This window comes from Brevibacillus sp. MER 51 (assembly GCF_023714195.1).
Classification (GTDB): Bacteria; Bacillota; Bacilli; order Brevibacillales; family Brevibacillaceae; genus Brevibacillus.
Genome location: NZ_JAMAUS010000001.1, coordinates 262,852 through 288,426, shown reverse-complemented (window position 1 = coordinate 288,426; position 25,575 = coordinate 262,852). Strand labels below are relative to the sequence as shown.

20 protein-coding genes are annotated in these 25,575 nt (G+C 48.2%); all 20 read right to left on the bottom strand.

All coding sequences use genetic code 11. From position 1 onward, the window contains the following. Complete coding sequence (locus M3630_RS01100; protein ID WP_251250930.1) at window positions 1–786, bottom strand: hypothetical protein; 786 nt, start codon at window positions 784–786, stop codon at window positions 1–3. 304 nt (window positions 787–1,090) lie between these two features. Then, the gene (gene katG, locus M3630_RS01095; RefSeq protein WP_251250929.1) at window positions 1,091–3,274 is read right to left on the bottom strand and encodes a catalase/peroxidase HPI; all 2,184 of its coding nucleotides are present in this window, start codon (window positions 3,272–3,274) and stop codon (window positions 1,091–1,093) included. A 355-nt stretch (window positions 3,275–3,629) separates the two neighbouring features. Next, the gene (locus M3630_RS01090; protein ID WP_251250928.1) at window positions 3,630–4,226 is read right to left on the bottom strand and encodes a class I SAM-dependent methyltransferase; all 597 of its coding nucleotides are present in this window, start codon (window positions 4,224–4,226) and stop codon (window positions 3,630–3,632) included. Window positions 4,227–4,652: 426 nt separating this feature from the next. Then, on the bottom strand, window positions 4,653–5,885 hold the full coding sequence (pepT, locus tag M3630_RS01085; RefSeq protein WP_251250927.1) for a peptidase T: 1,233 nt from the start codon (window positions 5,883–5,885) through the stop codon (window positions 4,653–4,655). Between the two features lie 273 nt (window positions 5,886–6,158). Continuing rightward, window positions 6,159–6,713: a dihydrofolate reductase family protein gene (locus tag M3630_RS01080; RefSeq protein WP_251250926.1), complete on the bottom strand. Its 555-nt coding sequence runs from the start codon at window positions 6,711–6,713 to the stop codon at window positions 6,159–6,161. Window positions 6,714–6,880: 167 nt separating this feature from the next. Continuing rightward, window positions 6,881–7,723: a diaminopimelate epimerase gene (dapF, locus tag M3630_RS01075; RefSeq protein WP_251250925.1), complete on the bottom strand. Its 843-nt coding sequence runs from the start codon at window positions 7,721–7,723 to the stop codon at window positions 6,881–6,883. 31 nt (window positions 7,724–7,754) lie between these two features. Beyond that, entirely contained in the window at window positions 7,755–8,738 is a 984-nt protein-coding gene (locus tag M3630_RS01070; RefSeq protein WP_251250924.1) for an ABC transporter ATP-binding protein, read from the bottom strand. Then, window positions 8,735–9,730 (bottom strand): ABC transporter ATP-binding protein, encoded by a 996-nt coding sequence (locus M3630_RS01065; RefSeq protein ID WP_251250923.1) that lies wholly within the window; start codon window positions 9,728–9,730, stop codon window positions 8,735–8,737. Before M3630_RS01065 ends, M3630_RS01070 begins: the two co-directional genes overlap by 4 nt. Before the next feature lie 35 nt (window positions 9,731–9,765). After that, the gene (locus M3630_RS01060; RefSeq protein ID WP_251250922.1) at window positions 9,766–10,659 is read right to left on the bottom strand and encodes an ABC transporter permease; all 894 of its coding nucleotides are present in this window, start codon (window positions 10,657–10,659) and stop codon (window positions 9,766–9,768) included. A gap of 1 nt (window position 10,660) precedes the next feature. Next, the gene (nikB, locus tag M3630_RS01055; protein WP_251250921.1) at window positions 10,661–11,599 is read right to left on the bottom strand and encodes a nickel ABC transporter permease; all 939 of its coding nucleotides are present in this window, start codon (window positions 11,597–11,599) and stop codon (window positions 10,661–10,663) included. Between the two features lie 35 nt (window positions 11,600–11,634). Then, window positions 11,635–12,939, bottom strand: a complete 1,305-nt coding sequence (locus M3630_RS01050) for a serine hydrolase domain-containing protein (protein WP_251250920.1) — start codon at window positions 12,937–12,939, stop codon at window positions 11,635–11,637. A 32-nt stretch (window positions 12,940–12,971) separates the two neighbouring features. After that, on the bottom strand, window positions 12,972–14,615 hold the full coding sequence (locus tag M3630_RS01045; protein WP_251250919.1) for an ABC transporter substrate-binding protein: 1,644 nt from the start codon (window positions 14,613–14,615) through the stop codon (window positions 12,972–12,974). Between the two features lie 40 nt (window positions 14,616–14,655). After that, window positions 14,656–15,735 (bottom strand): M42 family metallopeptidase, encoded by a 1,080-nt coding sequence (locus M3630_RS01040; RefSeq protein WP_221866931.1) that lies wholly within the window; start codon window positions 15,733–15,735, stop codon window positions 14,656–14,658. Window positions 15,736–15,760: 25 nt separating this feature from the next. Beyond that, complete coding sequence (locus M3630_RS01035; protein ID WP_251251309.1) at window positions 15,761–17,326, bottom strand: AMP-binding protein; 1,566 nt, start codon at window positions 17,324–17,326, stop codon at window positions 15,761–15,763. Window positions 17,327–17,352: 26 nt separating this feature from the next. Further along, on the bottom strand, window positions 17,353–18,123 hold the full coding sequence (locus M3630_RS01030) for an enoyl-CoA hydratase/isomerase family protein (RefSeq protein WP_173609191.1): 771 nt from the start codon (window positions 18,121–18,123) through the stop codon (window positions 17,353–17,355). Beyond that, a complete protein-coding gene (locus M3630_RS01025) occupies window positions 18,110–18,994 on the bottom strand; it encodes an amidohydrolase family protein (RefSeq protein WP_251250918.1) in 885 nt (294 codons plus the stop codon). The genes M3630_RS01030 and M3630_RS01025 overlap by 14 nt, the downstream gene beginning before the upstream one ends. Continuing rightward, window positions 18,981–19,643: a TetR/AcrR family transcriptional regulator gene (locus M3630_RS01020; protein WP_251250917.1), complete on the bottom strand. Its 663-nt coding sequence runs from the start codon at window positions 19,641–19,643 to the stop codon at window positions 18,981–18,983. Before M3630_RS01020 ends, M3630_RS01025 begins: the two co-directional genes overlap by 14 nt. Before the next feature lie 254 nt (window positions 19,644–19,897). Then, window positions 19,898–22,153, bottom strand: a complete 2,256-nt coding sequence (locus M3630_RS01015; RefSeq protein ID WP_251250916.1) for an ATP-binding cassette domain-containing protein — start codon at window positions 22,151–22,153, stop codon at window positions 19,898–19,900. A 126-nt stretch (window positions 22,154–22,279) separates the two neighbouring features. Further along, window positions 22,280–24,943 (bottom strand): IPT/TIG domain-containing protein, encoded by a 2,664-nt coding sequence (locus M3630_RS01010; protein ID WP_251250915.1) that lies wholly within the window; start codon window positions 24,941–24,943, stop codon window positions 22,280–22,282. 69 nt (window positions 24,944–25,012) lie between these two features. Beyond that, window positions 25,013–25,438 (bottom strand): VOC family protein, encoded by a 426-nt coding sequence (locus M3630_RS01005; protein ID WP_251250914.1) that lies wholly within the window; start codon window positions 25,436–25,438, stop codon window positions 25,013–25,015. Between the last annotated feature and the right edge of the window lie 137 nt (window positions 25,439–25,575).

The window sequence follows — 25,575 nt, the reverse complement described above, 5'->3', positions numbered from 1 at the left end:
TTACAGTTCTCTGAAATTCTCACTGTGGTCTTTTTCTTCGGAAGGTAGAGGGAGTAGTCTGTCATAATTAATCTCATAACTAGATACGGAATAATTCTTCAGACTAATTGTCATATCTACATCTCTTCCATCTTCCAGGTTGCAAAGAACACGTACGGTTCCGGAACTAGCACTCTTACTAACCTTCATCGTATTTTCCTTTACATTTTTCTGTTGTTTATCAAAAAAGCTGATAACCGCAGATTTAACTTTCGCATCATCGATTGTTGTCTCGGAGCTTCGATCTTCATTAGTGAAAGCAGTTAAAGAAACAATTTCACCTGTTTTTTCATTTATGACAATGCGATTAGAAGCGGGCATTGGCTGGTTTAAGTCTTCGGCACGAACAAACTGTACAACGATAACATCTGCCGTTTCTTTTTTGGCGTTTTCTTTTAATACAGCTGCATCTTCTTTTGAAACTATATCCATAAAGAACTTAAAGTCTTCTTGGTTGTTCGTTCGATTTACATGCGCCTCACCAAAAGATTTCGCGTCAAGCTCCATGTAGTCTTTTAGAGCTTTCGTTGCCATTTTTACCGCTTCTTCATCACTAATCTTTCCGTTTGTTACTTTGACTACATCATTCGTAGTGGTTTGATTTGTGCCATTTCCTTCTTTGCTTGCTAACGTTACGACTTTGTTTTTTGTAGATTGAATCGCGTTATCGCTTGCAAATACCGCTGCTGTAGCACCGCCTACAATTGTTAGTGCCATTGACAAAACGAGAATATTTTTTTTGTTCATGGTAATGCCTCCTGCAATGTTTTATTTTTGGTTTGGGCACGAAACCCTTGTTACAGGTAATAGAATATAGCGCTCATATGTTAAAAGTATCTTTCAGTTGTCTCCAAGTTGTAAATTCTATAAAAACCATTTCGTTCGTTGTTACAGGGAAGATTGAAAACCACCTGGAGGCTTGCTTCAGATGGTTTCCAAGGGGGGGTATTGCATTCCTACCATTCAATTACTAATACTACTATAGAAAGAAAAGCAAAGAACAGTATCCAACAACAAATACTGTTCTTTGCTTTATATTTTCAGATTATGCTTATTTAAGATCGAAACGATCTGCATTCATTACCTTCACCCATGCAGCAATGAAGTCTCGGACAAACTTTTCTTTGTTATCGTCTTGGGCATAAACTTCTGCAATGGCACGCAGAACAGAGTTTGAACCGAACACGAGGTCAACAGCAGTCGCTGTACGCAAGAGTTCACCGGTTTTGCGATCACGTCCTTCAAATACGCCACCGTCTACTGGCTTCCACTGTACGCCCATGTCTAGCAAGTTAACAAAGAAGTCGTTCGTGAGTGTACCTACGCGATCCGTAAATACACCGTGTTGTGTGCCCCCGTGGTTTGTACCAATAACACGCATACCGCCAACGAGTGCAGTCATTTCAGGAGCAGTCAGGTTTAGTAGCTGTGCCTTGTCTATCAGGAGTTCCGCAGGACTGACACGATATTGCTTCTTCTGGTAGTTCCTGAAACCATCAGCAATTGGCTCGAGCACAGCAAAGCTTTCTTCATCTGTCTGCTCTTGGGTAGCATCCCCACGTCCTGGGGCAAAAGGAACCGTTACATCAAAGCCAGCATCCTGTGCAGCTTTTTCTACTGCGGCGCTACCGCCCAGTACGATCAAATCGGCCATACTGACTTTTTTACCAAAGTCCTCTTGAATGACTCCCAGGATCGTAAGCACCTTTTCAAGTTTTTTCGGCTCATTGACTTCCCACTCCTTCTGGGGAGCAAGACGGATGCGCGCTCCATTCGCGCCGCCACGCATATCCGAGCCACGGAAGGTACATGCGGAAGCCCAAGCCGTTGTTACCAGCTCGCTGACGGTAAGGCCCGAGTCTAAAATCCGTGTTTTCAGTTCTGCTACATCGGCATCTGTTAATTCATATTCAGCAGCGGGTACAGGATCTTGCCAGATAAAATCTTCTTCTGGAACTTCTGGGCCTAAATATCTTGAGCGAGGCCCCATGTCGCGGTGTGTGAGTTTGAACCATGCAGTTGCAAATGCATCTGCAAACTCTTCTGGATTCTCATAGTAACGACGAGAAATCTTTTCGTATACTGGGTCCATACGCAAGGCCATATCCGCAGTGGTCATCATCGTTGGAACACGAACGGACGCATCTTCTGCATCCGGTGCAAGATGCTCATCAGCAGGATTTACAGCAACCCATTGGTGTGCACCTGCTGGGCTCTTGGTCAGCTCCCATTCATATCCGAACAAGAGTTCAAAGAATCCATTATCCCATTGTGTCGGATTCGCAGTCCATGCACCTTCAATACCGCTGCTGATGGCGTCGCGACCTTTACCGGAACCGTGTGTGCTCTGCCATCCTAAGCCCATTGCTTCCAAAGGAGCAGCTTCCGGCTCTGGGCCTACAAGAGCAGCATCTCCTGCGCCGTGAGCCTTCCCAAATGTATGGCCTCCTGCCACGAGTGCAACCGTTTCTTCATCGTTCATTCCCATGCGTTTGAAGGTTTCTCGAATGTCGCGAGCACTGGCAAGCGGATCTGGATTCCCGTTCGGCCCTTCGGGGTTCACATAAATCAGACCCATTTGAACAGCAGCAAGCGGATTCTCGAGCTCACGGTCGCCGGTGTAACGCTTATCCCCTAGCCATTCCTTTTCAGCACCCCAATAAATATCTTCTTCTGGATGCCAAACATCCGCGCGTCCGCCTCCAAAACCGATTGTCTTCCCGCCCATGGATTCAATAGCAGCATTACCTGCTAGAATATACAAGTCTGCCCAAGAGATCTTGTTTCCATATTTTTGCTTGATCGGCCATAGAAGTCGACGAGCTTTGTCAAGGTTGGCATTGTCTGGCCAGCTGTTAAGGGGAGCGAAACGCTGTGTGCCGGTTCCAGCACCGCCACGGCCGTCTCCTGTACGATATGTACCAGCGGAGTGCCAAGCCATACGGATAAATAATGGTCCATAATGTCCGTAGTCGGCAGGCCACCAATCTTGGCTGTTTGTCATGAGATCATAAAGATCCTGCTTGAGGGCCTGGTAGTCCAACTTTTTGAACTCTTCTGCATAATTGAAGTCTTCGCCCATCGGGTTAGATTTTCTGTCATGTTGATGCAGGATGTTCAAGTTCAGCTGGTTGGGCCACCAGTGTTTGTTCGATGTAGCACTAGGGTTATGATTCGTAGTGCTACCGTGCGAAAACGGGCACTTTCCAGTGTTAGCAGTTGCCATAGAGTCCATTTGTCCCTCTCCCGTCATTTAAATTAAGTATTAAATAATAATACTTCTAATTAATTTATATAGCAGTTAACAGGGGAAATCAACATCTTTTTGCTTTTTTCATCGTAAGGATTTATGGACAGTTGCGATTGGCATCTCATGAATACGATAAAATATATGAACTCTTTCATTTTCGATATTATGCTGATTCTAACGTATGCATGGACCTTGTAGATTATGATCTTGTCACCAGCTCGTTAGCCTCTTTTCCAGGTGATTATGGTTTGTTATCAGAAAAAGCCCACTTTTCTCCCTTACGGAATGAGTGGGCTTTTAGTGCGAAAACGGTTCAACTTCGCTTACGATGATTTCTCTATCATTTTCTTAATACAAGCTGAATGACATGGGCTAATCCAGTGTGTGCCTTTCCTGCGATACGCTCTTGTTCACCATAGAAGAAATGGAGCACCTCATGCCCTTCGCACCAAGCAAGAATATCTTTTGGTTCATATAGCATTTCACGTTCTGAAGGGCCGCCTGTGCCATACTTTACTTGTTCCTCGGAAAATACCTCAAGCATGAGAATTCCTTTGGGCTTTAACGCCTTTTTCATTTTATTAAGAACCGTGGTCTGAGCGTCTTTTTTGAAATGTCCATATACCATAATGGCAGCGTCATATTCCTCTCGCGGGACATCTTCCTCCAACAGGTCAATTTTTTTGGTATGCACGTGAACGCCGTGCTTGTGAGCCAGTTTTCTTGTTTTTTGCAATCCGCTTTCCGCATAGTCAATGGCTGTCACTTCAAGATTTTTTTTTGCTAAAAAAACTGCATTCCGGCCTTCACCCTCTGCAAACGCAATAACTTTTTGAGATTGTTCTAAGCGGAAAGCTTGTTGTTGAATAAATATGTTTGGTTCTTCCCCGTAGTAATATTCGTCTGTCTTATAACGCTCATTCCAAATATTCCCCATACTTACCGGCCTCCCTTTATGTCTTTAATGAGTGTAAAAAAGCAACGTAGCTACAAAACACGCTCTGGTTATTTACAATGACTATTATAGAGTTATTATATCTACGATATCTCCAAAACGTATTCTGCGTCAATAGGTGACGATTCATGCCACCGTACGCACGTGCAGGCAGAGCGGACTTACCAGCGATATGATAAAGGGCGAATCGTCTCTACTAGACATCCGCCCCTTTCTCGCTTTGCTTCAACTTGATGAGAGCTAATGTAACAGCTGAATGACGGTCAGATAAAGACCCTTTATTTGGTCATGAAATCCAACGATGGGGTAACCGTCTTCAGGCATGGGTCTTAAGCCTACCTTGATGCTTTCCAGCTCCAGCTTTTCCCCGCCTATTAAATTGTGCCGAAGAATCTCAAACTCCCGCTATCAAACTCTTTGCTCATACAGCTTCACGATTTCGATGATGGTGTTCACAGCGTGCATCATGTTGTCAACGGAAACATATTCGAACCGCCCGTGGTAGTTTTCCCCGCCTGTGAAAATATTCGGTGTTGGCAACCCCATGTAAGATAGCTGGGAGCCATCCGTACCACCGCGAATCGGCTGGATACTCGGCACAATTCCGAGGTTTTCTAGTGCTTGCGTTGCAATGTCCACTACTTCCATCACAGGCTCGATCTTTTCCCGCATGTTGAAGTATTCATCTTTGATTTCGAGTTCAATTCGGTTCTCTCCGTATTTTTTCTGTAATTCTTCTACGATACGAGCCAGTTCGGACTTCCTCTCCTGAAACCGATTGCGATCGTGGTCTCGGATCAAATAGCGAAGCTGAGTTTGCTCGACGTCACCTTGAATGGAAGACAGATGATAGAAGCCTTCGTAGCCCTCCGTCTCCTCAGGGGCTTCGTCCGCCGGCAGCTTTCCATGCAGCTCCATGGCTATTTTAGCGGCGTTGACCATTTTTCCTTTGGCCGAGCCGGGGTGAACGTTCTTCCCTTTACAAATAATGGTCGCTGATGCCGCATTAAAACTCTCGTATTCGATTCCGCCAAGAGGGCCGCCATCCATCGTATAGGCATATACTGCGTCGAAGGCGGAAACATCAAATTTATCTGGGCCTCTTCCGATTTCTTCATCCGGGGTGAAGGCCACTCTTACTTTCCCGTGTTTCAGTTCTGGATGGCGAATCAGATAAGCCATGGCGGTCATGATTTCGGCAATACCGGCTTTATCATCAGCGCCAAGCAATGTGGTGCCGTCTGTCGTGATTAAGGTGTGGCCTTTGTAACCAGCCAGCTCTGGAAATTCGCGCGGCGAAAGGACAATATTCAGTGCTTCATTCAAGACAATGTCTTGCCCGTTGTAATTTTCAATGACTTGCGGCTTCACGTCAGCGCCGGTAAAATCGGTGGCCGTATCCATATGAGCAAGAAAACCGATTGTGGGTATTTCTTTATCTGTATTGGACGGTAGGGTTGCCATTACATAACCGTTCGAATCCATCGTAACTTCCTGCATACCTATGGCTTGTAGTTCGTCAACAAGCATTTGGGCCAGCACAAGCTGCCCTGGTGTTGAGGGGCACGTTTCGCTGTTCTCATCGGATTGTGTATCAACTTGTGCGTAAGAGATGAATCTATTCATGATCTCCGTTTTCATGGTCTTATCTCAGCTCCAGTACAATTAGTCAAACCTATTTTAGAATGAAGCAATCTCGTGACAAATTCTACCACGATCCCCATCGATTCTTCAATCAATAGCCTGATGCTTTCATATGCCCTTCCATTACATTTCTAGTCAGTTAACTAAATGCTCCCAGCCTCATAGAAATTCGTTTTGGCACTAACTCTGAAAAATAAACCAACGGCGAACCAAGACCTGAAAATATAGTCTTAGACTCACCGCTGGTTTGATTGAAATTTGTATCCAGTATTACTTCCCATTCCAATGATAAATGAGTTGCACAACGCCAGAGGAGAACGTTCGTGTATTCACCAACGTTAGATTCAACCTCTGTTTTATATCCATAAACAACGGTTTTCCTTCACCTAAAATAACAGGGTGAACAGATAAACGAAATTCATCTACAAGTTCTAAATTGATAAATGTTGTCATAAGACTAGCTCCACCATATAGCCAGATATCTTTCCCAGGCTTATTCTTTAGTAGGTTTACTTCTTCAAGAATATTATCATTGATGAATATCGCTTTATTATCCGTCCCTTTTTGTGTCTTGGAAAACACATATTTTTCTTTACTATGAACCAATGACCAAATCTCTTTTTCAGTATCTGTATGTTCATTTTCCGGCGTAAATTGCCCCCATAAATCATAACTTTTTCTTCCGTATAGAATCGTGTCTATTTCATGTAAGAAATCCACAAACCCCATCTCTGAGTCCATTATGCACCAATCAACTTCTCCATTTTTCCCTTCAATAAACCCATCTAAAGTAACAGCTAAATCTACTATGATTCTTCGTTTCATGAGTGGTTACTCCTTTCGTTGATCTACCACCCATTTTAGACCATTAAACATGTCACCTTGTGTCTTATTCGTCATACAAAAAAGCTCACTTCATTGGCGATAGATGGACCATGCATGTGGGGAAAACGCGGTTGCCCCGGTTATACCTTCTCCCTTACCACACGTTCTCATGTCCATGCATCGGGCAATAAATGTCCTTCTGCTACCAGCTTTGAGTTGCCTTCCAAGTAGACGGATTCGGCAGCATAATCTGTGAGATGGTAAGAAATTTTAAGTGATCCCCCTCGAGTAAGCAGGTTTACAGAGGTGTCTACATGTCCTAAAACACCTGCAATGATTGCTGCAGCAGTCGATCCGGAACCGCACGCGTAGGTCTCTGCCTCTACTCCGCGCTCATAGGTTCTGATGCGAAGCGTTTGCCTATCAATCGGTTCCACAAAATTTACATTCGTACCATTGGGAAACTGCTTCTCATCATTTCTGACCATTCGGCCCCATTCTCTGAGCTGGTCGTCCGTTATCGCGAAAACATTTTGAACAAACCAGACCGTATGGGGAACGCCAACAACACCGTAGTGGTAGACGCTATTCGGTCCGTCCCACTCATATGGTTGATTCAGCTTCAGCGCTTGCAATTGAACGTCGGGGAACTTGACCTTCACGCCGTTTTGATTGAGCTCTGCCTGATAGATGCCGGCCATCGTTTCGAAACTCATCTTCGTCTTGGCTGCTCCGATGTGGTAAGCAAAGCGCGACATGCACCTTGCACCGTTGCCGCACATTTCTCCTTCACTGCCATCTGCGTTAAAATACCTCATCTTAAAATCGGCGATGTTGGAGTTCTCCAGCAGCATGAACCCATCCGCACCGATTGAAGTGCCTCGCCTGCATACATGTTGGACAAAGGCTGAAAGCGCAACCTCGTTCAACAGGCCATCGCGATTGTCTACTACAATAAAGTCGTTGCCACACCCATTCATTTTTGTAAACGGGATCCCAAGATCAAACATTTCGCTCCTCCTTTTATCTGATTTACCTTGCTTAAGAAGGATCGATTGCGCGAAATGATTGATAGAGATGACAAGCGACCGATTGCCCTTCTATTTCACTGAGCTTTGGCAACTCGACTTTGCAAATTTCCATGCTGGAACGGCAGCGCGGATGGAATTTGCATCCCTTCGGAGGATTAGTCGGAGACGGGAGATCCCCCGATAACACAATTTGCTCTCGTATATCATCAGGATCGGTAATGGGTTTGGCTGAAAGCAACGCTTGTGTATAGGGATGCAGCGGTCGTCCAAATAGCTTCTCTTTCTCAGCATACTCGATGATTTCACCTAAATACATGACCGCCACTTTATTGGCAAGGTGCTCAACTACGCTCAAATCATGGGAAATGAAGACATAGGTCAAGGAAAATTGTTCTTGCAAATCCTGCAGCAAATTAAGGATTTGCGATTGAATCGACACATCTAGTGCGGAAACAGGCTCATCTGCGATAATCAGCTTTGGCCAAAGAATCAGGGCGCGGGCGATGCCAATTCGTTGTCTTTGCCCTCCGGAAAATTCGTGAGGATAACGAGATAGATGCTGCTTGCTCATGCCGACAATCTCAATCGTTTCTTCCAGTAGCGCTTGTCGATGCTGTCGGGGAATACCATGCGAAATCAGTGGTTCCGTCAAGATGTGCCCGATCGTTAGTTTCGGGTTCAATGTTTCAAATGGATTTTGAAAAACCATTTGCATATTTCGCCTAACGGCACGCATTTCATTTTTGTTCATTTTTCCTATTTCGTTCCCTTGGAAACGAATTTCGCCTTGGACGGGCTCCAGCAAACGCAGAATACATTTTCCCAATGTAGACTTTCCGCATCCTGACTCCCCGACAATCCCTAGCGTTTCTCCTTCATAGACGCTCACATCAATCCCGTTTAGAGCATGAACATATTGCGGTTGTTGAAGCCACCCTTTTTTCATGCGAAACAGCTTGCGTAGCCCTTTCACTTCCAGGAGTGGAGTCGTCATCCACCTACCACCGAGCTTTCCTGTTCATGACCTTTGTCTTCGGAAAATAACCAGCATCGACAAGAAGAATGCTGATCTACTGGATGGAGAACAGGATTCCGCTCCCAACATATCGCCATCACTTTATCGCATCGCGGGGCAAACCGGCACCCATTGGGTTTGTTTTCCGGTGTCGGCACACTGCCTTTTATGCTGTAAAGCCTCTTTGCGCGTTGCCTTGGTGTCGATTGGAGCAAACCCGCGGTGTACGGGTGCTTCGGATTGCGCAGCAACGACCGTACGTCCGCCGTCTCAATCGCTTGTCCCGCATACATCACCATAACGCGGTCGCACACTTCAGCGATCACCCCTAAATCATGCGTTATCATGATCACTGACATGCCGATATCCCTTCTGATTTTTTTGATCAGATTCAAGATTTGCGCTTGAATTGTCACATCCAATGCGGTCGTCGGTTCATCAGCGATCAGTAATGACGGATTGCAAGCGATCGCCATTGCAATCATCACCCGCTGCCTCATTCCTCCTGACAAACGGTGCGGGTAATCCCTGTAAATCTCTTCCGCCCGGGAGATGCCCACCACGGTAAGCAAATCCAGTACCCGTTGCTTAACCGCCGCTTTGCTTCCACCCTCATGCTCGTGCAGTACCTCACTGATTTGTCGGCCGATCGTCAACACCGGATTTAACGAATGCATCGGTTCCTGAAAAATCATCGCCATTTCCTTGCCTCTGAGACTGCGCATCTCGGCTTCACTCAGCGCAAGCACTTCTTTCCCGTTGAATCGAATGCTTCCAGTCAAAGTGGCATTATTGTCCAACAGTCGCATGAGCGAGAGCGAAGTGGCGCTCTTGCCGCACCCCGACTCTCCGACAATTCCCAGCGTCTCCCCTTTTTTCACATGTAAATCAAGCTGATCGACCACCGTAATCGTACCCGACTCCTTCGTGAACCGGGTTGTCAGCCCTGTCACTTCCAATACATTGTCCATAAATGGTGTCCCCCTCCCATCCTCTCATTGCGCATTTACTTTTGCGTACGAGGATCAAAAATATCACGCAAGGCATCTCCCAGCCGGTTTACTGCCAGCACGACAATGGTGATGGCCAATCCTGGGTATGTGGCAAGCCACCAGGCGTCGGACAAATAATCTTTTCCTTCATTCAGCATGGTCCCCCATTCGGGAGTCGGCGGTTGCGCGCCCAAGCCGATAAAGCCCAATGCAGCCGTATCGAGAATCGCTCCCCCGACGAACAGTGTCATGTAAACGAACAATACATTCGTAATATTGGGGAGAACCTGGAAAAGAATGATCCACCAGCTCGGCGTCCCGATCGATCTGCTGGCTTCCACATATCCAGACGACATGATCACGAGCGTCGCTGCCCTGATCAGACGCGCAAAGCTGGGTATCGAAGAAATACCAATTGCGATCATCGCATTGGTTTGACTCGGTCCAAGCGCCGCGACAATGGCCAAGGCCAAAATGATTCCCGGCAAGGCGAGCAAAATATCCATAATCCGCATGAGCAGGTGATCAATGAATCCTCCCACATACGCACTGATGACACCAATCATCGTTCCTGCCACTACTGTGATGCCGACCGCCATGACAGCAACCACAAGCGTAACGCGCGTTCCGTATAAAATACGGGAAAGTAAATCGCGGCCGATCGCATCCGTTCCGAGAACATGCTTGGCAGACGGTCCTTGCAAAAAGGCATCGTAGTTACTTTCAGTAGGGTCATAAGGAGCGATCCAAGGCCCGACGATTCCAACCGCAGATATAAGTAAAAGCACCACCAAGCTTAGTTTTGCTGCTCGCTGTTTCTTGATTTCCCCCCAAAATGCAAGCGTGGGAAACATCGGGGATTTGGCATGCGTCGCCCCATGTGTGGCGGTTTTGTTCACCTCATTCAATTTACCGCCCCCCCTTTTCCGTAATGAGGTCGACACGCGGATCAATCAAACCATAGAGCAAGTCGACCATCATATTTACCACGACATAGACGCAGCCCATCAGCAGCACAATGCCCTGAATCATTGGAAAATCACGGGCTGAAATCGCTCCGATAGCTAATGTGCCAATTCCAGGCCAGTTGAACACTTGTTCGATGATAACTGCCCCGCCCAGCAAAGTCGCGATTTGCAAGCCCACCACCGTAACAACAGGAATCATGACATTGCACAACGCGTGTCGGAATAGGATGATCGACTCCCTCAAGCCCTTGGCCCGTGCCGTTCGAATGTAATCATGGGAAAGCACTTCGACCATACCTGAACGCGTCAGTCGGCTGATCATCGCGGAAGACAAAACGCCCAAGGTACACGCAGGCAAAACAAGATCCTTCCATCCCGTACCACCCGCAATCGGAAACCAGCCTAATTGAACGGAAAATAACATAATGACGATTAACCCCAGCCAGAAGCTCGGCAGCGATAATCCGATCGAAGCTGCCGCCATCAGCATAAAGTCCAAAAGTGTATTCTTGTATTTCGCAGCAATCATTCCCATCGTTAAGCCAATGACAACCGCGATGCCAATCCCAGCAAAGGCTAGTTTGGCCGTTGCCGGAAACCGTTCCATTATTTCCACGATGACTGGTCTTTCTGTTTGTAAGGAGGTCCCGAAATCTCCTTGGATGACTTTTTTCATGTAGGTCAGGTACTGATGAGGAAGGGGCTGATTTAGCCCCATCTGTTCACGCAACTGTTCCACTTGTGCTTTTGTAGCCTTTTCCCCTAACATAATCCGTACCGGATCACCAGGAATAAAATGAACGAGCGCAAACGAAAAGATGGAAATGCCGAGGAGGACAATCACTCCTGATAGCACGCGATTCAACAAGTACTGTTTCATGATTCGTTCACTCCTCTCTTCCAGAATGCGTATGGCTAAACTCGCTTGGGAATTTGGCGATAAGAGCCCATCATGCGAATTACCGTTTGACTTTTGTCTCGTATAAAGCGTACGGTTTGATCCGACCCGTCAACGTTCGTGAGAAAAACGTCTTCGTCGATAGCTTTTAAAGAGAATGAGTCCGAATGATCTACCGTTATGATCAGCGTACCTGCATCCACGCTTACCTGAAGATGAATTCCTTCCTTAGAGCCATACTCGCCCGCATATTCAAGCAGACGCTCTGTCGGGAGGTCATATTCCTTATACGTGACATGCGTTGATTTCGCCGGACGATTCTCAATGCAGTGAAACGTGCCATGTGCCAATGCGGCAGCCGGCGAACCACTGAGATTAGTGAGCACCACGGTAGCCAGTCCGTATTCCGGGATGATACTCATGTGGGCTTGGATCCCTTTTTCTCTGCCGCTATGGCCCAGCATCACAGCACCGTAGAAATCGGGTGTGATCGCTACACCATACCCGTAATATTGGTTTTGTTCGCAGCGGAAATAAGGGGTGATCATCTGCTGTACACTTTCCGCGCGAAGAATCCGTTCCTTGCCAATCAAACCTTTCGTTCGAAACAGCTCGGTGTATCTCATCATATCGGTGAGCGTTGATTTTAATCCGCCGGATGATTGAAACGGCGGTGTCTCAAATAGCGATGTTCTATCCTCGTACCCGTGCAACTCCGCCAAAGAAAAGCAACTATGCTGCATTCCCGCCGGTTGGAGAATATGCTCCTTCACATACGTCGAATATGGCTTGCCGCTTGCCCGCTCAACAATTGCTCCCAGTAGCGTATAGCAATCATTGGAATAACTGAACTCCGTACCTGGTGCGCCCAATAAAGGAAATTCCAGTTGTGCCATATAAGTCATCAATTCCTCATAGGTATTTATCCCACGCTTGAGTGCTTCATCGACGCAAGATAATGGCGGCAAACCGGAGGAATGAGTTAGAAAGTTGTGAATGGTGATTGCTTCCGTTCCACCACTTCCCGTTTTTACTTGAAACTCTGGCAGAAAACGGGAAACAGGATCGGCAACCGTCAGTTTTCCGGCTTCCTGTAGCTGCATGATCGCAATAGCGGTGAACGATTTCGTAATCGAAGCGATTCCGAACAAAGTATCAACTGTCACTACCTGACCTTGCTCAATATCTCGATAGCCGAAGCCTTTGGCATAAACGAGCTGTCCGTGTTTGGCCACTCCAATTGCAGCTCCAGGCACCTTGCTTCCCAACATTGTTTCTCGGACAAACTCCTCATAACTCACGATCCATTCCTGATTGTTCATCACCTGTTCTCCTTTGTTTTTTGTTTCTCCGCTTACTTAACCCACACGTCCTGATACCATTTCAGTCCGGATGGATCAAGCATCAATCCCTGAACACGGTTGTTTACCACGACAAACCGTTTTTCCGTGTAAATGGGAATCCAAAACGCCTCCTCTACAGCGCGCTTCTGAAGATCTTCATAGATCTTCGCTCTATCGTCGCTCTTCATCGTCACCTGTCCCTTTTCCAGTAAGGAATCGATCGTTTTGTCATGGATAGCTGAACGATTCATCCCACCGATCTGACTTGAATGCATGAACGGAAACAAGATATCAGGGTCATCAGCGACGTATCCATCCAGCGCCAAGTCAAATGTGCCGGCAGCAGTTAACTGGTCGACTGCGCTGCCTTCCAGAGTAATGATTTTCACGTCTACCCCAATTGCTTTGAACATTCCTTGCATCAACTGGGCAGGTTGAGACCATGCTTCCATACTCAACAATTCGAGATGAAGCGGTTTTCCTGCTTTCTCCCTTATCCCTTGTGGATTCAGTTTCCATCCGGCTTCTTCCAGGAGCTTCATCGCTTCCTCGGGGTTGTATTTGTATGCATATTGGGCAATGGATTGATCGTATCCGAACAAATTTGCTGGCAGCGGACCATCTGCAACAATTCCTTCGCCTTGCAAATGCGACTGCACGACAGCCTCTTTCTTTACTGCCATTTGCAACGCTTTGCGTACGTTTTTATCTTGTAAAATTTCGTTTTTCAAGTTCAGCTCGACAAACAGCCCCAAACCGCGCTTTGTCTGCTCCAGTACGGTAAAATGATCGTTATTCTTGAATTTCTTCGCGTCTTTCGCAGGCAGATCAGCGATGTCGATGGTTCCGCTTTCCAAAGCAGCGACAGCCGTTTGCGGATTTCGAATCAATTTCAGAACTAATTTGTCCGGCCTCGGTGGTCCTTGATTTTTAAAGAAGGGCGTTGCCCAGCGATACGCATCATTCTGAATCAGCGTGATTGAATCTCCTGATTTCCAGCCCTCCATCTTCCATGGACCGACACCGACCGGATTCCTTCCGTATTGATCCCCAAACTTTTGCACAGCTTCCACCGAGAGCGGCTGCATCCAGCTCGCGGAAGTGAAATAGGTGAGGAGTGTGGCAGACGGTTCATTCAACTCCAAAATAAGGGTCTGATCATCTGGTGTTTTAATCGATTTGATGATGCCAAGAACCATCCCTACGCCTTTCGGAGCGATTTCCGGAGACATGGCCCGCTCAAACGTTCGCTTGTACGCCTGTGCAGTAAGCAGTGTCCCATCATGAAAGGTAACGCCTTTGCGAATCCGAAATGTCCATGTCTTCCCATCTTCCGAAATGGAATACGATTCGGCCAGATGGGGCTTGACCTCATTTGTTTGGGGGTCTCTGTAAAGGAGAGCCCCCCCTAGATTGAGTGCGACCCCCTCCGTGCTTAACGCTGTCGATTTGTGGACATCGAGTGTATCTGGTTCACTGCCGATCGCGACGGTGATCGTTCCGCCCTTTTTCTCGGATATATTGGCATCTTTATTTCCTACATCCGTACCTTGTTTCGTTGCAGGTACATCGCAGCCGGACACGATTACCAGCAGTACGAAACAGGAAAGGACAATACTCACAAACGTGGCGCTTTCCCGCTTTCTTATCCCCATGAATGACACCACTCCCTTGTTTGGGAAATATCCTCGCCCCCTACGATTTGAGCCAATCAACCGTTTTTTGATCCAGCTTTTTGACGAGAGCCGTCAGCAATTTGACCGTATTTTCCACATCATCATGATGGAGAATCGAAGCGTGACTGTGGATATAACGCGCTGGGATTGCAATGACGATGGATGGAGCCCCTTTGCCAACCATATGAGCTGCTCCTGCGTCCGTACCCGCACCTGCAATAGCACCATATTGATACGGGATGCCTTCCTCTTCCGCCGTATCAAATAACAGATCCCGCAACTTCTGATTGGGCACGAGCGAGCCGTCGAATAGACCAATCGTAGGCCCGCCACCGCACTTGATATCAGGCAAATTAGGAGAGTCGGCGCTTCCCGGCGTGTCAAACGTTATCCCCGTCTCCAATGCAATGAATAGATCCGGCTGCACCATATACGTGCTTGTGAATGCGCCGCGGCATCCCACTTCTTCTTGTGCAGTAGCGCCGCTAAATACGATGTTGGGATGATCCGTTTCTTGCAACTGTTTCATCACTTCAATGGCTGTCAGGCAACCGCCGCGATTATCGAGCGCTTTTGCCATATACATCTTGTCATTTGCCATCACCGTGAAAGGACAGATCGGTACAATTGGATCACCCGGGCGAATTCCCAGCTCCTTTGCTTGTTCTTCGCTGGATGCTCCGATATCGATGTACATCCGCTCGATTTCAACCACTTTCTTTCGTTCTTCCGAAGACAGCAGGTGCGGCGGTTTTGACCCGATTACGCCGACAATATCCCCTTTGCGTGTTTTAATGTTCACGCGCTGTGCCAGCATCACCTGCGACCACCAGCCACCAAGCGGCTGGAAGGCGATGAATCCATCCTTCATCACACGCGTTACCATGAACCCCACTTCATCCATATGACCCATCATCATGATTTTCGGTCCAGTGGCCAGGCCTGTTTTCTGCCCGATTATGCTTCCCAGATTATCTGTGAACACTTCTTCTGTAAGCGGTTCCAAGTGCATGCGCATTAATTCTCGCACTTCCTGTTCTTGTCCGGGAACGCCGGAAGCCTCTGTCAGCTCTTTCAGTACCTTTACCCAAGTATTCATTCATATCTTCCTCTCCATTTGCAGGTTATCTCCATGTATCATCCATGCGATCATAGGAACCGATGCGAAGATCTGCTTTTTCGTTCGCCAGTACATGTTTGGCTATACGCTCCGATGGGGTACGAGGCAATTCACTACGGTATTCCCAATATCGTGGAACCTTGTAGTAAGCAAGATGCTCGGTGCAATGAGAGATCAATTCATGAGGAGACACCGTTTGGCCCGCTTTCACTACCACGTATGCCTTGATTTCTTCCCCGCGTATTTCGTCCTTCACTGGAAGGCAGGCGGCATATTGTACAGCCGGATGAATTTTCATGACTTCCTCAACCTCAGTAGCCGAAATATTTTCCCCGCTCCGGCGAATCATCTCCTTATTTCTGCCGACATAATAGATGTATCCGTCTTCGTCCATTCGCACCAAATCTCCGGTGTGGAACCAGCCGCCCTGAAAGGCAGCGCAAGTCGCATCAGGATCTTTATAGTAGCCATCCATCATCCCCAAGCCCCGCAGGAGGAGCTCGCCAACCTCCCCCCTCGAAACGGGGCGATTTTGAGTATCAACAATGCGGACAGTCCGGTCTTTATCCGGTTTTCCGATGCAGCCTGTTCCGAGCAATCGGTCATGATCTTGTGGTTTAACCGAAATATCTCCGCCTGTCTCTGTCATGCCAAAAACCTCATACCATGGCGCGCCCCATCGCTCTTCCAATTCGCGGTGCAGATGTGGGGGAATGGCCGAGCAAAGGATGGTGCGAACGTTATTTTCCCTGTCAAATGGTGAGCATGGTGCTTTGACCATGAGCGTGGGCATGATTCCCAGGCAGTAGAAAAAAGTAACGCCATATTGCCGTACTTTCTGCCAAAATGTAGAGGGATGAAATCGATCGAGAACCACAAGCTTTGCCCCTACAGAGATTGCACCCAGCAAATTCCATTGCGGGTCCATATAGTAAAAGGGCTGCGCCGTTAACAGTACATCTGAATGGGTCAAATGGGGATGCTGCTCGACCATCTTGTTTGCTATGGTGAGCCAATATTCATGTGAGAGCATACACCCTTTGGGGAAGCCTGTCGTGCCGGATGTATACTGGATGTTGACTAAAGTTTCAGGAAAAACGGTAAGCGCTGTTGGAGTCGTGGGCGCTGTCTCACACATTGCTCTGAAATCGACAACGTTGGGATCGTCTGATTGGTCTACTGAGAGGATTGTTTGGAGGGTTTGTAAGGAAGGTCTGATCTTCTGTAGCAGGGATAAAAACTCCTGTGAAGTGACGATAACGATTGCTTCGGAGTGGTTTAGGATATACTGTGCATCGTACTCTTGGTAATTTACATTTATCGGCACGATATTCGCGCCCAGTTTTGCCAACGCCAGCCAGGTAAGGGGGAATTCAGGCTGGTTCCTCAGCATGACGGCTACCCGATCTCCATAGCCAACGCCCAGCACTTGGAGCATGTTGGCGATCTGGTTGGAACGGTCTTCTATCTCCTTAAATGACAGTTGTTCATTCCATTCATCAAAGACAAGCCCGATTTTTTCTCCCCATTGTTTGGCCGCCCGTGCCGTCAAAGACTTGATTTCTTGCACGTCCAAAAGGTTTCAGCCCTCCTTCTCTAAACCGATCCTTTTTTTCGGAACCCTTCAGCCGCCTGCTTGGATTCAATCGTTTGCACGGTTGCCAGCGCATGCTCGATCTCCAATTCAAAAGCTGCCTCCAGATCGCATTGTGCCCCGCGATTTAGCGCAAATTTGGCTTTTGCAAGCGCTACTTGCGGGAGCTCCGCTAACCGTTTCGCCCACTTGTCAGCTTCTTCAGCTAACACTTTATGATCCACTACCTTGTTGACGAGTCCTAACTGCAGTGCTTGCGATGCACCAAACCTTTCGCCCGAAAACAGCAATTCTTTCGCCCGGACCAGTCCGATCGTGATGGGAAGGATATGCGAAATCCCTCCGGTAACACTAAGTCCCACACTCACTTCGGGAAAGCCGAATTCGGCATCTTGAGCGGCGATGATCAAATCGCATCCGAGCGCAAACTCACACCCTGCTCCTAATGCATAACCATGGACCGCAGCGATCACCGGGAAAGGAACACGCTGGATCTTTCGGGTTATATCCTGAATCTTCTGTAAATTAAGGCGAAGCTCAGCCTCATTTGCAGGCTTTTCTTCATGCCGCAAATCATGTCCTGCACAAAAAGCATTCCCGCGGCCAGCCAGTATTGCTGCCCTTACTCCTTTCCGTTCCAACTTATCGAGCGATCCATACAGCTCCTCTACCAATTGTGGAATCACCGCATTTAACCGCTCGGGGCGATTCAGGTGAATCCAGCCTACCTCTTGATGGATCTCACACTCTACCACCGCCTTACGTGTTGTCATCCTTTTTTACCTCCGCTTTTATTTTGGAAATCAATGCTTTTGCATTCGCACCGAGCACCTTCTCCAGCACCTCGGGCTTTATGCTTAATTCCTTCCATTCTGCAATCGCGCGTTCCAGAGGAAATACAGGCCAATCTGTTGCAAAGAGGATTTGATCTTGCAAGAGGTTGTTAGCTAACCTGTACATCATTTCCCACCCTGCTCCTTGCAATCCCAAATACTTTGGAGAAAGCCCGCCCAAATCCATCAGAACATTGGGGTGCTTGCGCGCTACGGCAACCATTTCGGGCACCCAGGGCCATCCCCCATGACACGCAATCAATGTTAATTCCGGAAAATCACAGGCGACTTGATCCAGCAACAGCGGATGTTCATTACGGATGGGATGAATCATCGAATAATTAATTCCGGTATGAATCGCAACTGCCAAGCCTAACTCGGCAGCCTTTGAATATACGGGATATAATTTGCGATCATCGATCGGCATCTCAAAAAATGCAGGCTGGATGTTTACTCCCAGAAAGCCCAGTTCTTTGATGCGGCTCACTTGTTGGACAGCGCGCATCGGTCTGAAATTCTCCATTGAAATCGTACCGAATCCTGAGAAGAGCCTGGTGTGAGCGGATATGACTTTTGCCAATGCTTCATTCAGCGCATCCCCATCCTCGCCGAATTCGTATTCTGCGTGCATAATGGCGTGGTCTACTCCTGATTCCTTCATTTCTTGAATCAAATCGTCGAGCGTTTTCGTGATAGTCGATCTTACTTGTAACACCGCATCATATTGCCCGACGTACTCATTTCGCATTTCACCTAGGCGCGCCTCACGGAACTGCTGTGGCAAGCGGACACGGGCATCAAGAATGTTCATCCGCCGTAGCCCCCAGCCATGGTTTCATAAAAAAACGAGCGGGTTCAGGCAGATCCAAATCAGCGACAGTCAGTTGTTGGCCGTTTCGCTTTGCCTGAACGAGTGCAAGCGCCATATCCGAAAAATTCAAGCTGATTTCTTCCAATGAATTTGGGCCATCGGGCGAGTACCAATGGGCGACGCCCGTGCACATTTGAAGCAAAGCCAGGACGGCAAGCTTGGTATTTTCTATCGTAAATACGCCCCCCTCTAATCCGCCCGTTAAAATACGCTGCCAGAGTAGCTCATATTCACTGCGCAACTTGGCAATTTCTTCGCGCGTATTTCCTGTCAGCGCACGAAACTCGGTATCTACTACTAGCGCTGTTAGCTTATCAATGGCATGGCTGGTAACATGAAGCTGTACAAATGCTGCCAATTGCTGTTCGGGCGCTTCAAGCTCAGCGAGTACTTCCTTTGCATTTCCAAGAAGAGTCTGTAATCCTTCTTGCATGATGGCAACGAGCAGATCCTCTTTTGTCTTCATGTAATGATAAAGGGTGGAAGAGGTTACCTCTGCTTCTAGGGCGATATCACGTATGCTGGTTGCTTCAAAACCTTTTCTTGCGAATAGCCGTAATGCTGCTTGAAATATTTTTTCTTTTGTCAAAAAAGCGCGCTCCTTTCTACCGATGATTGCAGGAAAAGAGAGTCCCTCATGTCCAGTTACTTGTGGCGGTACCAGGTACCATCCTCTGCTTTTTGAGTTTAGCCGATCGATCGATCGATAGGCTGTTTGTAATCACCACTTTACTAATCACCTGATTTAATGTCAAGATTATTTTTTATTTTCTGATATTTATTTTGACATAACAAAAATCTCCTCCGGTTTCCCATGAGGAGATCTGAATTCGTTATGTTACATTACTTCAAGTATCTTCCCGTGATCGATTGTTCCGCATGGATGATCTGCGGAGGTGTGCCCTCGAAGACCACCTGACCGCCGTTGCTGCCTCCGTCCGGCCCCATATCGATAATCCAATCCGCTTGGCTGATCACATCGAGGTTGTGTTCGATGACGATTACCGTATTGCCTGCATCCACGAGGCGGTTCATGATCTCCAGAAGGTGACCGATATCGGACATATGCAGCCCAGTGGTCGGCTCGTCCATCACATAGATGCTGCCCTTCTTGTGCAGCTCGCTTGCCAGCTTGATGCGCTGGCATTCCCCGCCCGAGAGCGTGCTGAGCGGCTGGCCGAGTGTAATATAGTTCAACCCTACATCACTCATCGCCTGGAGCTTGCGCACAACCTCTTTTAGCTCAAAAAATTCCAATGCCTGTTCGACGGTCATCTCCAGTACTTCTGCAATTGACTTGCCGTTCAGCTTGTACGCGAGCACCTCTTCCTTGAACCGTCTACCTCCACATACTTCGCACGGCAGCTTTACGCTTTCAAGGAATGCAAGGTCTGTATACACAACACCCAGTCCTTGGCAGTTCTCGCAAGCACCTTTGGAGTTGAAGCTGAACAAGCCTTGGTTGACCTTGTTCGCGGAAGCAAACGCCTTTCGCACATCATCCATAATCCCTGTGTAGGTCGCGGGATTCGAGCGCGTTGACACGCCTACCGCCGATTGGTCAATGACGATCGCATCTGGATGCTTGGCGAGGAATACTTCGTTAATCAGCGTACTCTTGCCGGAACCCGCGACACCGGTAACGACCGTCAGCACTCCTGTTGGAATATCAACATTTACATTTTGCAGATTGTGTAGTGTGGCGTTTTCGATGGTCAGCTTGCCAGTCGCTTTCCTGGAATCTTGCTTCAGTTGGAGCGGCCGATTCATATGGGTACCAGTCAGAGTCCCTGACTCTAGCAGGCCTTGGAAGTTTCCTTCATACACGATGGTACCGCCGTGGCTGCCGGCGTGAGGACCGACGTCGACGATATGATCTGCCACCTTGATCACATCGGGATCATGCTCGACGACAATGACGGTATTGCCCTTGTCGCGCAGCTTCTGAAGCAATTCGTTTAGTCTATGCACATCACGCGGGTGCAGGCCAACACTGGGCTCATCGAAAATGTAAGTGACATCCACCAGACTGCCGCTCAGGTGCTTCACCATCTTGACGCGCTGTGACTCGCCGCCGGACAATGTATCCGTCTCACGGTCCAGCGTCAAGTAGTCCAGTCCGATATCGACTAGATGCTGCAACCGCTCCGTCAGCGATTTGACCATCGGTGCAGCAACTGAATCGTCAATCTCTTGAATGACGCGGATAAGCTGACCGACCTCCATGGAGGACATCTCCGCAATATTAAGTCCGTTGATTTTGCAGTTTAGCGCGGCTTGACTGAGTCTTGCTCCGAGGCAGCTTGGGCAGGGACCCTCAGAGATGAATGGCGCAACAGCTTTTTGTGTACGCTCAGACTTCGTCTTTACATCCTGCTTAATGTATTTGTTGGTGAACTTCTCAATAACGCCTTCCACTGTAATATTCGTTGCCTTCCCTGCGAAATCCATCTTCACTTTTCTCGCCTTGCCATAGAGCAGTTGCTCCAGTTCCACTTCCGAATAATCGCTCAGCTTCTTGTCTGGATCGAACGAACCCGACTGCACGATGATCGTCCAATCCCAGCTGTCCACTTTATAGTCCGGCAGCATGATTGCCCCTTCATTCAACGACTTGGACATGTCTACTGCCTTGCTGAGGTCGACGCCTAATTTGCGACCGATCCCGTTGCATTCGGGACACATACCTTGTGGATCGTTAAAAGAGAACATGTGCGCTTGTCCAACATAGGGCTTACCTACTCGTGAGAAGAGAAGACGGAGAATGGGAGAAATATCGGTAATCGTGCCCATCGTGGAATGGGAACCGCCGCCCAACCGCTTCTGGTCCACGATAACTGCCATGCTCAGGTTCTCGATCGCGTCCGTATCCGGCTGCGGATAGCGCGGCAGGAAATTGCGAACGAACATGCTGAAGTTTTCATTCAGCAATCGTGTGGATTCTGCGGCGATCGTATCGAAGACGATCGACGACTTGCCGGACCCAGATACACCGGTGAAGATCGTAATCTTCCGCTTGGGAATACGTAAGGAGACGTTCTTGAGATTGTTTTCCCTCGCACCCGAGATTACGATATACTCCTGATTAGACTCGCTCATGCCCATCATCCTTCCGATAGCATTCAGTTTTACTTATATTTACATTGTACCATGAAAAAGCTGTTAGGGAACATCAGTTCCTCCAACAGCTTTTCAGTGTCAATCATCCCATGTTTCTTTGCTTGATTACAGAAGAGGCAAAATTGCGTTCGCGTACGCCTGGGCTCCCTTTTGATTAGGATGACCGATGGAGGCACGTTTGCAAATCTCGAAATCCAAGCCTGTGCACCCAGCTTCTGTGCAGGAGACGAGTCGCTCGGCTGCGATCAGGTCTTGAGGTGTCAGATCCAAATTGATGCCGAATACATAGGGATCATCGGTCAGCGCCGCATGCTCCGGACCAAAATTCGGATCAGCGAAAAAGATACGCTGTTGACCGAGCTCTGCATTTCTCTCATCAATGGCTTTTCGCAGGTAGACCTTTGATTCTGCTTCTAGCTGTGCACAGCGTTTATAGACCTTTTCCAGCTCAGCCGCACCAAGAATTCCTCCGGCTGCACCGCCGCCGACTCCCCCGACAATGGCCCCTACGCCGATCAACAGTGCTTCCACTGCAGTCATATCGCTCTTTTCAGACACAGGGGGATAATAACCGGTAACGATGACTTTTGCTTGTGTAAATTTATTTGTCACCTTGACTAGCAATTCCTTCATACTCCCATAAAAATAGTCGTAATGCAATTTCGCCAAGTCGGCTGGATGGAACGGATTCAGAACTGTCCGAACATCCACATCGTTCATGCCCCCATCCAATAGAATCAGATCCACCCGATCAGCCTCCCCTTTGAAGAACGCACATTGCTGCAGGATCGTTGGAAATGATTTAGGTACCTCGCCGTCTACGGGGGCCACTATGTCATCCTTACCCTCACCAATGATGGCGCCGGAATGAGCGAGTACTTGTGTATATTGCTTGATATTTCCTTCTCTGGCCTGAACGGCTGCACCCACGATGGAATAAAACTTCTCATGCTCTTGCAAGCCTTGCCCCCAGCTCACGGAATCGCCCATTACGAGCATATGGAAGGTTTCTAGGGTCAAGGGAATTTCATTGGAAGGTGTGCCGTCGGAAAGCCGTACCTCCAGAGTCACCTGCTCACCTGCTGGATTGCTCTCCACATCCGCTGGTCGTATCAAGGTAAATTCTATTTGAGTCGGGCTTACCATCCGAACATCGGGCATTTCTTGGTTGTTTACCAAGACGAGAGTCCCTTCAGAAAAGCCGCTTCCGTTCACGATCACTTTTTGTCCAGGTCTCACCCGTGTTTTTACTTGATTTTCCTGCTGGGCGGAAATGACTCGTGGATTCACGAAGACGGATGCCTTGCTAGAAAGAGTCATATCTGATTGCCGAACTTGGAGCGTATGGGAGCCTCCTGTCACAAAAGGCAGGACAAAATGGAGCATGGTATCACTTACTACCTGGGTTTTCGTTTCCATGCCATCGATCAGTACGACATCGGTTTTGGTATAACGACTTCCTTCCAGCGTCACTGTATCACCAGCGAATGCATAGAGCGGAGAGACATGGCTGATCGACGGCTCCAAGAGCTTGCGTCTGAATTCATCTGCGTCAATGGCTCGAAAGCTGACAGGATCAGACAATATGCCGCCCGCATATCCGACACGCCCAGCATCTGCGAATGAACCCTGTGCTCCCGGTTGACCTGCCGTTCTCGGACCGGGACCGCATGCCGTACCGAATTTTGCATTCTTGCTGTCACCCACAGCTCCACCTGGTCCGCCTGCTCCAGGATTGCCGGGGATTCCGCCTGCACCTGGGCTGCCCCCCTCAATCGTGATCGCAAAGCCTTTTGAATAATTTTCGATGATGGTTTGTGGCGCATACAAGTTCAACCGCCCACCAGCGCCCCCATTGCCTCCCGGGCCGCCATAGCCTGCTGCACCTCCGCGTCCTCCGTTTCCACCTGCTCCTGCTCCGGCTTTGCAGAAACCTGCCCAATCCAATTCGGCTGGCTTGCCTTTTCCTCCCCGCCCACCATCTCCTCCGTCTTGCCCAGGACCGCCTTGTGTGCCATCTTGCCCTTTCAAGTCAAAATGAGGACGTCCTGCCATATCAAGTACCCATAATTCAAGTTCAGGAGCAGCAGCCCCGTCGAAACCACGGTCTCCGGGCAATCCAGATGTTCCAGGTGTCCCCGGAATGCCTGAGAGCGTCGAAGACATTGGTGCATCTGGCGGAGTTAGTGGTTTTTGTCGTTTGGCTGGAACATAGCGGTAAGGACGCTCCCATGTAAACGTGACATTCTGTCCGACCGTCAACTTTTCGGCGATGATGATCAAGTAACGCTGCGGATATTTCAAAATGACATTCGTTCCATCCTCGATATAAATTTCCGATGCGGCCCAATAGGCGGTGTCTACCGAAATATTCAAGGCCGAAGCAGGAGACGGTACAGCTAATGTAGCCGTCATTTTTTTAGGAAACGGGATTGCTTGCAACAGTTCCGCTTTTCCGCTCAACATTCGCAATGTGGGTGTTGATTTGGCAGTGTCGATTTGATACGCAGACTGAATCATGGTATTCCCACTAACGAGCGTGGGGCTTGGTTTCGTTAGTCCCGATTGAGGTACTACTGTCCCACGGATCTTGAGAGACCCTAGACTGGTCAGGGACGTAACGCCGAATGACTCCAGCACCGCTTTGTGATACGTCATTCGATCCTGAACCACTTGGGGCGCTGCTTGGAAGGAAGCTGGGTTCACAGCCATGGGTGTAATCCCGAGCGTATTTCCCCCTGCATTGAACGTGTTTGTAGAAGTTGACATTCCTTATTCCTCTCCCTTATCACTATGAATGAAATAGTTTGTGCGAGCCAGTCGCCATTGCACGGATGATCATTCTTGACTAACGCCGAATTCCTCTAAGTCCCGAAAGCTTATTTTTCTTCTTTGTGGATGGGCGGGTTCCCATCGATGTGCCCATATGATCTCCACATGATTGCTTTCCGGATCAAGAAAAGAAAAACGTGCAAATTCGCCTTCCACATACGGACCATGTGCCAAAATACCGTGTTCCGTCAGCCTCTTCCACACTTCCTTGAAGTGATCCAACGTATCTACCCAAAATGCCAGATGCAGATGATGCGGATTGTTCAGGATGAGCAAATCGCGCCTGCCCGATTGCGGATCAATCGCCAGACATGCCGTTTCGTCGCTATGGTTCACCACTGCCAGTTCAAGTGCGGTTTCGTAAAAAGAAGCCAATCTGCGAACATCATGCGCATATAAGGAAATGTGACCCAAGCGGCTTAGCTTTGACATGTTCCCTCCATCCTTTCGTATTGACTCGCCTGTTTCATCCTAACACCGTGAATACGGGTCTCGATATTACTCGAAAGGATACATCCAAAAGGATACCCGTGCGATAAATAGGAGTACCCAGTATAAAAGAAGCGTAG

Bases quoted from the DNA above. Each gene is read 5' to 3' on its own strand.
- M3630_RS01010 (WP_251250915.1), bottom strand. From the start codon at position 24,943: ATGTCAACTTCTACAAACACGTTCAATGCAGGGGGAAATACGCTCGGG.
- M3630_RS01030 (WP_173609191.1), bottom strand. From the start codon at position 18,123: ATGACAACACGTAAGGCGGTGGTAGAGTGTGAGATCCATCAAGAGGTA.
- M3630_RS01015 (WP_251250916.1), bottom strand. From the start codon at position 22,153: ATGAGCGAGTCTAATCAGGAGTATATCGTAATCTCGGGTGCGAGGGAA.
- nikB (WP_251250921.1), bottom strand. From the start codon at position 11,599: ATGAAACAGTACTTGTTGAATCGCGTGCTATCAGGAGTGATTGTCCTC.
- M3630_RS01005 (WP_251250914.1), bottom strand. From the start codon at position 25,438: ATGTCAAAGCTAAGCCGCTTGGGTCACATTTCCTTATATGCGCATGAT.
- M3630_RS01040 (WP_221866931.1), bottom strand. From the start codon at position 15,735: ATGAATACTTGGGTAAAGGTACTGAAAGAGCTGACAGAGGCTTCCGGC.
- M3630_RS01045 (WP_251250919.1), bottom strand. From the start codon at position 14,615: ATGGGGATAAGAAAGCGGGAAAGCGCCACGTTTGTGAGTATTGTCCTT.
- dapF (WP_251250925.1), bottom strand. From the start codon at position 7,723: ATGTTTGATCTTGGGATCCCGTTTACAAAAATGAATGGGTGTGGCAAC.
- M3630_RS01100 (WP_251250930.1), bottom strand. From the start codon at position 786: ATGAACAAAAAAAATATTCTCGTTTTGTCAATGGCACTAACAATTGTA.
- pepT (WP_251250927.1), bottom strand. From the start codon at position 5,885: ATGAAAACGGAGATCATGAATAGATTCATCTCTTACGCACAAGTTGAT.
- katG (WP_251250929.1), bottom strand. From the start codon at position 3,274: ATGGACTCTATGGCAACTGCTAACACTGGAAAGTGCCCGTTTTCGCAC.
- M3630_RS01090 (WP_251250928.1), bottom strand. From the start codon at position 4,226: ATGGGGAATATTTGGAATGAGCGTTATAAGACAGACGAATATTACTAC.
- M3630_RS01050 (WP_251250920.1), bottom strand. From the start codon at position 12,939: ATGAACAATCAGGAATGGATCGTGAGTTATGAGGAGTTTGTCCGAGAA.
- M3630_RS01065 (WP_251250923.1), bottom strand. From the start codon at position 9,730: ATGGACAATGTATTGGAAGTGACAGGGCTGACAACCCGGTTCACGAAG.
- M3630_RS01080 (WP_251250926.1), bottom strand. From the start codon at position 6,713: ATGAAACGAAGAATCATAGTAGATTTAGCTGTTACTTTAGATGGGTTT.
- M3630_RS01070 (WP_251250924.1), bottom strand. From the start codon at position 8,738: ATGACGACTCCACTCCTGGAAGTGAAAGGGCTACGCAAGCTGTTTCGC.
- M3630_RS01025 (WP_251250918.1), bottom strand. From the start codon at position 18,994: ATGAACATTCTTGATGCCCGTGTCCGCTTGCCACAGCAGTTCCGTGAG.